Consider the following 12,298-nt stretch of genomic DNA (forward strand, 5'->3'; position numbering starts at 1 on the left):
TTGAAGCGCCGGATTGCAACGCGCCCTTCATTATCGGCAAATGTTCGCCTGTATCGGCCGCGATACGCAAGCGAAAGGCATGAGCAAGATGACGGCAAAGCCGCACGACCACTTCGATCCGAAACCCGTCCTTGATCTTATCGCCAGCATCGAGGCCGATTTGCAGCGGCTGAAAGGCCTGGTCGAACAGCAGGTCGAGAAATTCGACCCCGCCAATCCGCACAACAAGGCGCCCGACGGCAAGCTGACCGAGGAGGGCGTCGAGTGCTGCTACCGCCTGTTCGACGAAGGCAAGTCGCGCTACTCGGTCGCCCAGCAGATGAAGATCTCGTTTGCCGCCGCGACGCACCGGTTCAATTCCTGGCGCAAGGCGGGCGGGCCGAAGCGGCAGAGGGCGTTGCTGGGATAATTGGCGAAAGCCGCGGGGAAACCCGATCTCCCCCCTCGTGGGGGAGATGGCCGGCAGGCCAGGGCTGTCCCGCCGACCTTTCCCTGCCTAAAGCCCAGCACCGGCACCTTCAGGATGCGCCGCCAAGCCCAGCCGCAATCACAATATGCTGGCAGACATTGTCGATGTCGCGGATGACGTCGTCATTCCAGAACCGCAGGACGGTCCAGCCATCTTGTTCGAGGTGCGATGTCCGCGTTTCATCACCGGCAGCCGCGCCGGCGTCCGCATGCTGGGAGCCATCGACTTCGATGACCAGCTTCTTCTCCGGGCAAGCGAAATCGACGATGTAGGCGGCAATCGGAAATTGTCGCCGGAAGCCAAGCCCCATCAGCCGGTGGGCACGAAGTTCGTTCCAGAGCTTGAGTTCGGCTGGCGTCAGGACTTTGCGCATCGATCTGGCGTTTGCGCAATGTCGAGGCGGTAGAGGCGTGTGCGGCATTACGATGCTCGGTGGCTGCGGAGGCTTGCGCTCTATGGCGCCCCCCTCTGTCCTGCCGGACATCTCCCCCACTTGGGGGGAGATCGGCTGTACTTCCTACGGCGTCAGTTCAATCTCTTCCGTCTCGCCGCCATTGCAGGTGTAGCAGCAATCCTCGCATCTTTCCTTGTTGTTGGGGCCGACGCCCCAATAGGTTCCCTCGTCGCCATCGACCCAGGCGCCGTAGCAGATGGACTCGCCTTCGTCGCAGGACACCGGGATCTGCTTGGTCTCGCCATCGTCGAGATAGAAATCCTTGTCATTGCCCGGCCAGACATAGTCGCGGTCCTGGCTGTAGAGCTCGAGGCGCATGGCGTTGGGATGGCTGTTCTTGACGGCGAAGGTGATGTCGGCGGCGTGAGCGGCCGGCGCAAACAGCGCGGCAAGCGAGAGCGCGACGACGACGCGGCGCGTGATGGTGAAAGACATTGAAACCCCCGAGGCAAATCGGCCCCCCGGCCGAGGGAATCAGCATCGCATGATGGCGGCGGAGATTGAAGGGCGGGGCGTGACTGATTTTGGGGATTGGGAGAGGTTGGTGGAGCTGCTGATCTCCCCCCTCGTGGGGGAGATGCCTGGCAAGGCAGAGGGGGGCGCTGTCCCGCCGACCTCTCATTCCTGCAGCCGCGTCATTTCAATTTTAGGCTTGCTGATCCATACGCTGGCGATCCTTCGCGCCCCCCTCTGTCCTGCCGGACATCTCCCCCACGAGGGGGGAGATCAGCAGCTTCGGCGCCCCGCCCCTCACTCAACCAGATCGATCGTCTCCGTCGTCTTCTCCACGCAGATGAAACAGCATGTATCGCAAGGCTGGTCATTATCCGGCCCCACCCCGGCCGAAATCGCATCATTGCCATTCACCCAGGCGCCGTAGCAGATGTTCTCGCCCGGATTGCACGAGATCGGCACCGATTTCTGCGAGTTCGGCTCGATCAGAAACACCTGGTCGCCGCCCGGCCACGACATCTTGCGGTCACGGCTGAACAGCTCCACCGCCACCGCCTGCTTGCGCAAATTCTTGACGAAGAACGCCATATCGGCGGCATGCGCCGGGGTGGCGATGAGAAGGGCGGCAAGGGTGAGGCGGAGCATGGCGGCGGGTTTCCGAATCGGAGACGCACGCTCGCATGGTCGGGGAAGAAGCGCCATCTTCCCTTCTCCCCCTGTGGGAGAAGGTGGCCTCGCGAAGCGAGGTCGGATGAGGGGTGTTCCAGGGAACGCAAGCGTCTCACTCCGCTGGAACACCCCTCATCCGGCTCGGCGCTATCGCGCCGATCCACCTTCCCCCACAAGGGGGGAAGGAAAAGTCAGCGCCCCACCTTCACATGCGGAGCCAGCCGCCGGATCGCGTCAATCACCTCGGCGACTTCAGCAACGTCCAGATCCAGCCGGCAAACGTCAGCACCAGGAACGGATAGCCGGCGGCGGGCAGCGGCGCCGAGGTGGGCAGCAAGGGCGCGCCCCACCATGCCCACCGTCACGACAAACAGGATGGCGCGCCGGTGAGCCGCATCCACAGCGCAAACGTGTTCGCCGCGCCGATCAGGACGAGCGTTGCCGCCCACAGCGAGATGCCGCCGACATAGGGGGGCCTCTAGCCCCGCCGTGGCGACCACAAGCGCAATGCTGTCGATCGCAAAGTCGTAGCACCCTTGGAAGACGCGACGGCTTTCTCATAGAGATGCTTAAGCAATTGCTTTTATTTCGAGCGGAGGCCATGGTTATAGAATATTTTCGTTCCGAATAAGAATCGAACGTATCGATGGCAGTTACAGCGATAGGTCAACACGGGACAAGCCTCGCGGCGGCCGGGAGCATAATACGCGATGGTTTCCACCCAAGTTCAAAGCCTGAAGATTGGCTCGGAGACGGTGTCTACTTCTTCCAAGATGCTCCTCAACGTGCTCGAGAATGGGCAATTTCACGATACAACGATGACGCCGCAGTCGTCGAAGCGAGCATCGATTTGACCAACTTTCTAGACTTACTGGATATCGAATGGACGAATTGGTTGGCAGAGGTTCACGATCAGTATGTGGCCAAACTGAAAGCAGAGGGCACTGCTCTACCTACTCAAAAAGGGGGGGCTCATAGGCTTGACCGCGCTGTGCTAAATTATGCTGTCGACGTGCTGAAGGCCTCGGGGATTGAGATCGCTGGGATCCGCGGGGCATTTACTGAAGGTTCGGCGATATTCCCCAACTCTGCACTTTTCAACAGGAGCCACGTTCAGATCGCCGTTCGTGATTTGGCGGCCATTAAAAAAGCCCGTATCATATTTCCTTAATGAGGTGAGACATGGCAGACCGTCGACTGACCCTTAAAAGTGCTCGAAACGCTCTGGCCGCCAGCAAAGACACCAAAGTGCCGATCTCTTCAAGAGATCTGAAGGCTTCTCAGGCTGACACGACAGGATTCCCCATGTCAGATAGAGAGCTACGGGCGCCCGATACCGATCAAACCCAACTAAGCCTTTTTCAGTCCTCTCCCTCCCCGCTTCCTCTGAGCGCATATTTGGCTAGCGCACTGACCGGTTTAAACGAGCAGGAGCGAGAGAACATCTTTTCAATCTCCGAACTAATATCGGAGATCTGCTCGAAGCAGGACATCGCGCTTTTTGAGCCACGGAAGTCTACCGATCCCGTTCTTCATTCCAATGTTCTTTCAAGCGATGTTTACACCAACGACAAATCACATGTACTGGAATCAGACCTGCTGATCCATCTCTGTCATCATCCAAGCACAGGCTCCGGCGAAGAGCTGGAATTTGCTCGCTCAGCATTACTTCCCATAATACTTGTCGCGCCCGACAAGGTGAAGGTAAGCAGGATGGTTCTCGGCATCCCGTCGCTTTTGATGGAGGTTAACTATAGATCATTCGACGATCTTCAGAGTAAATTGGAGAACGTATTATTCGACATACGCCCTCTGCTTGAGGAGAGAAAGCTTTCATTTACAAATTATAAGGTTAACGTGGTTGGGCAAAAGATCTTGGAGATACGGCAGACGCAGAATCTCACGAGAGCAGAGGTAGCAAAGGCTTCTCACAAAATGACCGAGAGACGGATTGCAGAAATCGAGTCCAAAAGTGACCTAGAGAGCAACCCGAGCTTGGTTGAGCTCAGAGAAATCGCCACGATATTGAAAACGACGGTTTCGGAAATCGTTGAGCCAAACTTTGTTCAGCAGGTTTACATTCAACTAAAGGCATGGACGGAGGGGCGGGAGGCTGCCCGAACCACCGTGTCGGAGGATGACCATAAAAAACTTCTTAGAGCGCTTCTCCATAGGATTGCAGATAATATTAAATGATTGACCTACCAGATCCCGATTATACAGCGGATGATGTCCTGAGAACATCTGGCATTCGAGGCTTGCCCATAGATGTTAATTTGGTTGCGTCGCGCATATCTGGATTAGAGGTTGTCGAGGACGACCTAGATGGGGAGGGGCTATTCTTTGATTTGGGCATCCGCGGGGCCCAAATTATGTTGAGACGAGGAGCCCATCCACTTAGAAAGAAATTCACTTTGGCGCACGAAATTGGCCATTTCTTTGTGCGTGAGCAGGCAGCCGTCTATGCACGGTCGCAGAAGCCTAAAAAAGTATCTCGAAATGTCGAGATCGAGCGCTGGTGCAATAGGTTCGCTGCCTCATTGATAATGCCTAGAGACGCGCTCTTAGATTATCTTCGGTCCGCCAAGCTAAAAGGTTTGCTTGACGCTGTGGGCTGCGGACCGACTTTGTTTGGTGTATCCAACGCGGCATTCCGTAGCAGGATTGCAGAGATTTCGCCAACCAGTATCTATGGATTTTTTCCGACAGACAGGCGTTCTCGGCGAGACAGCATGTATCTGTCAGAAAAAAAGGAGACGCACTGGAAGCCGGCCTACAATGAAATGCTACAAAAACTATTATCAAACACTCATCGCTCGGATGTCGTTTTTCTTAGTGACGTAGTAATAGTGTCAGGCTGGACTTCGTTTCCACAAAACTCTCCGGACAGTGAGCTCCTTATTATAATCATGCGCTCCCAAGCGACGCAAGCTTCTCAATCCCCCATCTTCAGCGCCTGAATAAACGCCTCCTGGGGAATATCCACCTTGCCGAACTGCCGCATCCGCTTCTTGCCCTCCTTCTGCTTGTCCAGCAGCTTGCGCTTGCGGGACACGTCGCCGCCGTAGCACTTCGCGGTGACATCCTTGCGGAGCGCCGAGATGGTTTCGCGGGCGATGACCTTGCCGCCGATCGCGGCCTGGATCGGGATCTTGAACAGGTGGTTCGGGATCAGCTCCTTCAGCTTCTCGCACATCTGGCGGCCGCGCTTTTCCGCCGCGGTGCGGTGGACCAGCATGGACAGCGCGTCGACCGGCTCCTCATTGACCAGGATCGACATCTTCACCAGATCGCCTTCCTTGTAGTCGGTCAGGTGATAGTCGAAGGAGGCGTAGCCCTTGGAGATCGACTTCAGCCGGTCGTAGAAGTCGAAGACGACTTCGTTGAGCGGCAGATCGTAGATCAGCATGGCGCGCTTGCCGACATAGGACAGGTCGGCCTGGATGCCGCGCCGGTCCTGGCAAAGCTTCAGGATGCCGCCGAGATAGTCGTCGGGCGTCAGGATGGTGGCGCGGATCCACGGCTCCTCGATGGCCGAGATTTTCACCACGTCGGGCATGTCGGCCGGGTTGTGCAGTTCCTTCATCGAGCCGTCGGTAAGCAGCAGCCGGTAGACGACTGATGGAGCCGTGGCGATCAGGTCGAGGTTGAACTCGCGCTCCAGCCGCTCCTGGATGATTTCCAGATGCAGCAACCCGAGGAAGCCGCAGCGATAGCCGAAGCCGAGCGCGGCACTGGTTTCCATTTCATAGGAGAAGGAGGCGTCGTTGAGGCGCAATTTGCCGACGGCGGCGCGCAGATCCTCGAAATCGGCGGCGTCGACCGGGAACAGGCCGCAAAACACCACCGGCTGCGCCGGCTTGAAGCCGGGCAAAGCATGCGCGGTCTGGCGCTTGTCCTCGGTGATGGTGTCGCCGACGCGGGTGTCGGCCACTTCCTTGATCGAGCCGGTGAAGAAGCCGAACTCGCCGGGGCCGAGCTCGTCGACATTGATGCGGGCCGGCGTGAACACGCCGGTGCGCTCGACCAGATGCTTTGCGCCGGTGCCCATCATGCGGATGGTCGCGCCCTTTTTCAGCACGCCGTCGATGATGCGCACCAGAACGATGACGCCGAGATAGGCGTCGTACCAGCTGTCGACCAGCATGGCCTTCAGGGGTGCTGACGCATCGCCTTCGCGCGGGGGGGGCAACTGGTGGACGATGGCTTCGAGCACATCGGGAATGCCGAGGCCGGTCTTGGCCGAGATCAGCACGGCGTTGGAGGCGTCGATGCCGATGACCTCCTCGACCTGCTCGCGGATGCGCTCGGGCTCGGCGGCCGGCAGGTCGACCTTGTTCAGCACCACGACGATCTCGTGATTGTTGTCGATGGCCTGGTAGACATTGGCCAGCGTCTGCGCCTCGACGCCTTGCGAGGCGTCGACGACCAGCAGCGAACCTTCGCAGGCGGCGAGCGACCGCGACACTTCATAGGCGAAGTCGACATGGCCGGGCGTGTCGATGAGGTTGAGGATATAGTCCTCGCCATTGTTGGCGCGGTATTTCAGCCGCACCGTCTGCGCCTTGATGGTGATGCCGCGCTCGCGCTCGATGTCCATCGAGTCCAGCACCTGCTCCTTCATGTCGCGCAGCTCCAGCCCGCCGGTGGACTGGATCAGCCGGTCGGCAAGCGTGGATTTGCCATGGTCGATATGGGCGACGATGGAGAAATTGCGGATGTGGTCGAGAGGCGTGCTCATGGCGCGCGCTTTAGCAGGGGCGGGTTGCAGGGGCAAGCGGGGTGGCGGTGCCCTTGCCTTCTCCCCTTGTGGGAGAAGGTGGATCGGCGCGCAGCGCCGAGACGGATGAGGGGTGTTCCAGCTTGACGCCGGCGTTCTTTCACCGCCATGGCTGCAAACTGACATCCCTTACATAAGCGATTATCGTGGTGCAGACGCTGTCCATGTCTTTCAGGACATCGTCGTTCCAAAAGCGCAACACACGAAAGCCTCTCGCCTCCAGTTCCGTTCTACGGGCCTGGTCTGACTCTAAGTCCGCATGCTGACTCCCATCGATCTCGATGATGAGGAGTGATTCAAGACAAGCGAAATCGGCGACGTATTTTCCAACAGGAACTTGGCGCCGAAATTTGATCCGATCGAGCCTGCGGTCACGTAGTTCGTGCCACAGTTTGTCTTCCGCCTCCGTCATTTCACGTCGGAGCGAACGGGCAAAGTTTCGTTTGGCAGGAGCGACGGGCTGATGTGGCATGACGTTAGATTAACCAACGTCTCACTCCGCTGGAACACCCCTCATCCGTCTCGGCGCTTCGCGCCGATCCACCTTCTCCCACAAGGGGAGAAGGCAACGACGCGTCCGCCCCCAATCACGAAGCGGTGAACCATGTAACGAAGCCTCGGGCAGCGGCGAAGTGTGGGATGAACCCGCCGCAACGGAGACCCCCGATGACTGGACTTAACCCAAAACGCAGCGCGATGCTGGCTGCCGCAGGCGCGGCGCTGATGATGCTTGGCGGCACCGCCTTTGCCCAGCCGCTCACCGTGGTCGAATTGTTCACCAGCCAGGGCTGTTCGTCTTGCCCGCCGGCCAACGCGAATCTGATCAAGGTCAAGGACCAGCCGGGCGTTCTGGCGCTGTCGTTCAACGTCACCTACTGGGACTATCTCGGCTGGAAGGACATTTTCGGCCGCGAGGAATTCACCCAGCGCCAGGTGCGCTATGAGCCGTCGCTCGGCCGCTCCGGCCCGTTCACGCCGCAGGTGGTGGTCAATGGCGGTGCCGATGCGGTGGGCGCGGCATCAGGCGAGATCGAGCAGCTGATTTCCGCAAGTGGCCGCACGAACGGGCCGACGCTGTCGCTCGACGGCGGCAAGATCAGCATCGGCGCCGGTTCCGCGCCGGCCGGCAGCGCCGATGTCTGGCTGGTCCGCTACAACAAGGGCGTCCTCGAAGTGCCGGTGGCGCGCGGCGAGAACACCGGCCGCACGCTGCCGCATGCCAATGTCGTGCACTCGCTGGAGAAACTCGGCAGCTGGAGCGGCGACGCCACCACGCTGCCGCTGCCAGCGGCGAACGGCGGGCTGAGCACCGCGGTGTTGGTGCAGGCGCAGGGCGGTGGGCCGATCCTGGCTGCAGCAGCCGACTGATTCTTTTTCTACCCAACGCCGCTAGCGCGGCATAACCGGGCTCGCATCCGCGCGCCCTCTTCAAGGAGGAAATACCATCATGAACAAGACCCTGACCGCGCTCGCCTTTGCGCTTTCGATGACCACCTTCGCCGCCGGCGCCCGTGCCGACGAAGCGGCCAACGCCATGAAGCCGGCGATGGCCACCGAGGCGATGAAGCCCGCGACCGATGCCATGGCGCCGGCGACCGGTGCCATGAAGCCCGCCGACCCAATGGCGACGAATGCGATGAAACCCGCCACCGACGCCATGAAGCCGGCCGATGCCATGAAACCCGCAACGGATGCGATGAAGCCGGCGGACGCCATGGCGCCCGCGCAATAAGGCTTGGTCCCATGGCCCGGCCGCACAATGGCCGGGCCGGCGCACGGCAATTTGAGAAACCAGGCGGGACGTTCTGTCGTATAGTCTTCGCCACCATCAAGGAGATCAGACATGACCGGGATTGCAAGGACGAGAACGCCGATCTTCAAGAGCGCGCTTGCCGCGCTCATCGTCGCCGCCGCGGCGGCTGCCTTCTGGCAGAGCCCGGCGCGTTCGGCCGAGGACGCGGTGGTGATCCCGCCGCCGGCAGTGGACGAGAAGGCCGCCAGCGGCAGCGAGAAGGCTATCTTCGCCGGCGGCTGCTTCTGGGGCGTGCAGGGCGTGTTCCAGCACGTCAAGGGCGTGACCAAGGCCGTCTCCGGCTACACCGGCGGCGCCAAGGATGACGCCGTCTACGAAACGGTCGGCAGCGGCCGCACCGGCCACGCCGAATCGGTCGAGATCACCTACGATCCGTCCAAGGTGACCTACGGCCAGCTGCTGCAGGTCTATTTCTCGGTCGCCCACAACCCGACGCAGCTGAACTATCAAGGGCCGGACTCGGGCACCCAGTACCGCTCGACCATCTTTGCCGAGAATGGCGAGCAGCAGAAGATCGCCCAGAGCTACATCGCCCAGCTCGACCAGGCCAAGGTGTTTTCAAAACCCATCGTCACCACGCTGGAGACGGGCAAAACCTTCTATCCGGCCGAGGAATATCACCAGGACTTTCTGACGCTGAACCCGACCTACCCCTACATCGTCTACAACGACCTGCCCAAGGTGGCGAATTTGAAGGCGCTGTTCCCGGGGTTGTATAGCGAGAAGCCGGTGCTCGTGCTGGCGGGGAAGAGCTGAGCACCTAATCTCCCCCCTCGAGGGGGAGATGTCGCCGGAGGCGACAGAGGGGGTCGGTCCGACCGGACGCGACCTCCTGCGGCAGAAGAAGGTTAGCGCTCCACGCGCGGCGACCCCCTCTGGCCTGCCGGCCATCTCCCCCTCAAGGGGGGAGATCAGCTCCCCTTCAATCATACGTCAGATCCGTCGCCTTGCCCCCAAACACCCGATACGCATAGAACGAATAGAAGATGATCACCGGCAGCACGACCACCGTGCCGGCGAGGATGATGGCCAGGCTTTCCGTCGCCGACGCCGCCTGCCAGATGGTCAGCCTCTCGGGCACCACGAAGGGGTAGAACGACCAGGCAAGCCCGGCAAAGCCGAGCGCGAAGATGGCGGCGAGCGTCAGGAACGGCCGCAGCGCATGGCGGTCGTCGGGCTTGGGCAGGTGGAAGGTCTGCCGCCACAGCCACAGGAACAGCAGCGCCGACAGGATCGGCAGCGGCGACAGAAAGAGCATTTCGGGCCAGACGAACCATTTGGCGAAGATGCGCGGGCTGGCGAATGGGGTCGCCAGCGACACCGCCGCCATGCCGAGCGCGGTCAGCACCAGGGCTGTCCGCAGCCAGGCCACCGCCTTCCTCTGCAATTCGCCCTCGGTCTTGTAGATGACCCAGGCAGCGCCCATCGCTGCATAGGCCGCCGACAGGCAGAGCGCCACCAGCGCCCCGAAAGCGATGCCGCCAAAGCCGACATCGAGGCCAAGCACATAGACGCCGAGCATATAGCCTTGCGCCAGCGAGGCGATGACGGAACCGAGGAAGAAAATGCGGTTCCAGCGATGCTTCTTGCCGGCGGGCACCTTGGCGCGGAAATCGAAGGCGACGCCGCGCAGGATGAGGCCGACCAAAAGCACGAAGACCGGAATGTAGAGCGCGGTGAGGATGACGCCATGCGCCAGCGGGAAGGCGACCAGGAGCAGGCCGACGGCCAGCACCATCCAGGTCTCGTTGGCATCCCAGAACGGGCCTATTGCCGCGATCATGGTGTCCTGCTCGGCATCTTCGGCGACCGAGAACAGGATGCCGATGCCGAGATCGAAACCGTCGAGAATGACGTAGATCAGGATGGCGAGGCCCATCAGGCCGGCGAAGATCAGGGGCAGCGCGGTTGGCCAGTCGAAGCTCATCGGTCTGTCATCCCTCTCATCAACGGTTCTGCCCTTCGCTATGGCTCCGGGCGTTCGTCATTCGGAAAGCCAAATCGTTGGCTTTTCGTCCGCTACGCGGACCATTCCTCACTCCGCTGCGGCCGGTTGCGACATCGCCGTCTTCATGACGCCCGGCAGCGGCGAGGTATCGCCGTCCTTGGCGGCCTTCAGCGCCAGGTGCACCAGCACGCCAAGATAGGCGATCAGCAAAAGCACATAGAGGATGAGATAGATGGCGAGCGTCAGCGCGACATGGCTGCCGGCGACCGGGCCGATAGCGTCGGCGGTTTTCAGCACGCCGGTGACCAGCCAGGGCTGGCGGCCGATTTCGGTGGTGTACCAGCCGGCCAGCGTCGCCAGCCAGCCCGACAGCGCCATCGGCACCATCAGCATGGCCAGCGGCCTCGGCAGGCTGTGGCGGCGCTTGAGGAAGAAGGTCGCCGACCACGAGACGATGAGCATCAAAATGCCGGTGCCGACCATGATGCGGAAGCCCCAGAACACCGGGAAGACCGGCGGATGCAGGCCGGGATAGTCGTTGAGCCCCGGCACGATGCCGCTGGTGGAGTGACGCAGCACCAGGCTGGCGCCGTCGGGAATGGCGATCTCGAATTTGTTTTCCTTCGCCGCCTCGTCGGGCAGCGCAAACAGCACCAGCGGCACGTTGGGGCCGGTGTTCCAGTTGGCCTCCATGGCGGCGATCTTCTGCGGCTGGTGCTCCAGCGTGTTCAGCCCGTGCTGGTCGCCGGCGAAGATCTGGATCGGGATTAGGATGGCGGCGGTGAAGACGCCGGTGCGCAGCGCCTTCCACATCGATTCCGACCGGTCGCCGGTGAGGTAGCGCAGCGCCGACAGGCCGGCGATCAGGAACGACACCGTCAGGCCGGAGGCAAGCAGCATATGCGTCAGACGGTAGGGCATGGACGGGTTGAAGACGATCGCCCACCAGTCGACGGGATGCGCCTTGCCATCGATCATCTCGAAGCCGGCCGGCGTCTGCATCCAGGAGTTCAGCGCAATGATCCAGAAGGCCGACAGCGTGGTGCCGCCGGCGACCAATACCGTCGCCAGCGTGTGGACGCGGTTGGAGACGCGGCGGAACCCGAACAGCATGATGCCCAGGAAGGCCGCTTCGAGGAAGAAGGCGGTGAGGATCTCGTAGGCAAGCAGCGGCCCGGCGATGTTGCCGACCTTTTCCATATAGCCCGGCCAGTTGGTGCCGAACTGGAAGCTCATGGTGACGCCGGAGACCACGCCCATGGCGAAGGACAGTGCGAACACTTTCACCCAGGTGAAATAGGCGCGCATCCAGGCGGAATCATTGGTGGTGTTGTAGCGGAGCTTGAAGAACAGCAGCACCCAGCCAAGCGCAATCGTGATGGTCGGAAACAGGATGTGGAACGAGATATTCGCCCCGAACTGCATTCGCGACAGGATGAGCGGGTCCATGCGGGCTCCGGCTGCTGTTTGTTGGCGCAGAATAGGCGGCGGATGCGGTCCGGTCAAAGCGGCTTGGCGTCACGCGGGGCGCGTTGTCGCAGCAGATGGGATCAATCCGTCAGTGCCCCGATACCCCCATGACGAAACGGCAAGAGGGGAACGTTTGTCCACAATTGTCAGCAGCGGCATTGACTTCCCGCCGTGCGCACCGACATTCAGCGCAATAATAATCCCCGCCTCTTTCAAACAGTCGTTTTCGGCCTCATGTCTTC

14 protein-coding genes are annotated in these 12,298 nt (G+C 60.8%); 7 read left to right on the forward strand and 7 right to left on the reverse strand.

Annotated features, from left to right (window positions below; all coding sequences use genetic code 11):
• Positions 1-88 precede the first annotated feature (88 nt).
• Complete coding sequence (locus NKI64_RS20005; RefSeq protein WP_023681249.1) at positions 89-409, forward strand: hypothetical protein; 321 nt, start codon at positions 89-91, stop codon at positions 407-409.
• A gap of 109 nt (positions 410-518) precedes the next feature.
• Here NKI64_RS20005 and NKI64_RS20010 read toward each other — a convergent pair whose 3' ends face one another.
• From NKI64_RS20010 to NKI64_RS20020, 3 genes are all read right to left on the reverse strand, one after another.
• Entirely contained in the window at positions 519-890 is a 372-nt protein-coding gene (locus NKI64_RS20010) for an endonuclease domain-containing protein (protein ID WP_352669578.1), read from the reverse strand.
• A gap of 96 nt (positions 891-986) precedes the next feature.
• Positions 987-1,358, reverse strand: coding sequence for a hypothetical protein (locus tag NKI64_RS20015; protein WP_023744861.1), 372 nt, complete (start codon positions 1,356-1,358; stop codon positions 987-989).
• A gap of 315 nt (positions 1,359-1,673) precedes the next feature.
• On the reverse strand, positions 1,674-2,021 hold the full coding sequence (locus NKI64_RS20020; RefSeq protein WP_023744862.1) for a hypothetical protein: 348 nt from the start codon (positions 2,019-2,021) through the stop codon (positions 1,674-1,676).
• A 670-nt stretch (positions 2,022-2,691) separates the two neighbouring features.
• Here NKI64_RS20020 and NKI64_RS20025 point away from each other — a divergent pair.
• The 3 genes from NKI64_RS20025 to NKI64_RS20035 are packed head-to-tail and all read left to right on the forward strand — an operon-like array spanning position 2,692 to position 5,005.
• Entirely contained in the window at positions 2,692-3,216 is a 525-nt protein-coding gene (locus tag NKI64_RS20025; protein ID WP_023744863.1) for a hypothetical protein, read from the forward strand.
• 11 nt (positions 3,217-3,227) lie between these two features.
• Positions 3,228-4,241 (forward strand): helix-turn-helix transcriptional regulator, encoded by a 1,014-nt coding sequence (locus NKI64_RS20030; RefSeq protein ID WP_084558279.1) that lies wholly within the window; start codon positions 3,228-3,230, stop codon positions 4,239-4,241.
• A complete protein-coding gene (locus NKI64_RS20035) occupies positions 4,238-5,005 on the forward strand; it encodes an ImmA/IrrE family metallo-endopeptidase (protein ID WP_352669583.1) in 768 nt (255 codons plus the stop codon). The genes NKI64_RS20030 and NKI64_RS20035 overlap by 4 nt, the downstream gene beginning before the upstream one ends.
• Here the strand turns inward: NKI64_RS20035 and lepA are convergent.
• Both lepA and NKI64_RS20045 read right to left on the reverse strand, forming a co-directional pair.
• Complete coding sequence (lepA, locus tag NKI64_RS20040) at positions 4,981-6,786, reverse strand: translation elongation factor 4 (protein ID WP_023687530.1); 1,806 nt, start codon at positions 6,784-6,786, stop codon at positions 4,981-4,983. The genes NKI64_RS20035 and lepA overlap by 25 nt on opposite strands.
• Before the next feature lie 139 nt (positions 6,787-6,925).
• Positions 6,926-7,297 carry an endonuclease domain-containing protein gene (locus tag NKI64_RS20045; protein ID WP_352669588.1) on the reverse strand — a complete coding sequence of 124 codons (372 nt, stop codon included), beginning with the start codon at positions 7,295-7,297 and terminating at the stop codon, positions 6,926-6,928.
• Positions 7,298-7,491: 194 nt separating this feature from the next.
• On the opposite strand from NKI64_RS20045, the gene NKI64_RS20050 reads away from it, so the two are divergent.
• From NKI64_RS20050 to msrA, 3 genes are all read left to right on the forward strand, one after another.
• On the forward strand, positions 7,492-8,193 hold the full coding sequence (locus NKI64_RS20050) for a DUF1223 domain-containing protein (protein WP_023726764.1): 702 nt from the start codon (positions 7,492-7,494) through the stop codon (positions 8,191-8,193).
• Positions 8,194-8,272: 79 nt separating this feature from the next.
• Positions 8,273-8,557 carry a hypothetical protein gene (locus NKI64_RS20055; protein ID WP_023703868.1) on the forward strand — a complete coding sequence of 95 codons (285 nt, stop codon included), beginning with the start codon at positions 8,273-8,275 and terminating at the stop codon, positions 8,555-8,557.
• 111 nt (positions 8,558-8,668) lie between these two features.
• Positions 8,669-9,394, forward strand: a complete 726-nt coding sequence (msrA, locus tag NKI64_RS20060; RefSeq protein WP_023703867.1) for a peptide-methionine (S)-S-oxide reductase MsrA — start codon at positions 8,669-8,671, stop codon at positions 9,392-9,394.
• A 166-nt stretch (positions 9,395-9,560) separates the two neighbouring features.
• Here msrA and NKI64_RS20065 read toward each other — a convergent pair whose 3' ends face one another.
• Both NKI64_RS20065 and NKI64_RS20070 read right to left on the reverse strand, forming a co-directional pair.
• A complete protein-coding gene (locus tag NKI64_RS20065) occupies positions 9,561-10,565 on the reverse strand; it encodes a cytochrome d ubiquinol oxidase subunit II (RefSeq protein WP_352669592.1) in 1,005 nt (334 codons plus the stop codon).
• A gap of 108 nt (positions 10,566-10,673) precedes the next feature.
• Positions 10,674-12,035 (reverse strand): cytochrome ubiquinol oxidase subunit I, encoded by a 1,362-nt coding sequence (locus tag NKI64_RS20070; RefSeq protein ID WP_023687525.1) that lies wholly within the window; start codon positions 12,033-12,035, stop codon positions 10,674-10,676.
• Positions 12,036-12,298: the final 263 nt, after the last annotated feature.

Origin of the sequence: Mesorhizobium sp. M0478, from assembly GCF_040321305.1 — a bacterium.
In the GTDB taxonomy this organism is placed as follows: Bacteria; Pseudomonadota; Alphaproteobacteria; order Rhizobiales; family Rhizobiaceae; genus Mesorhizobium.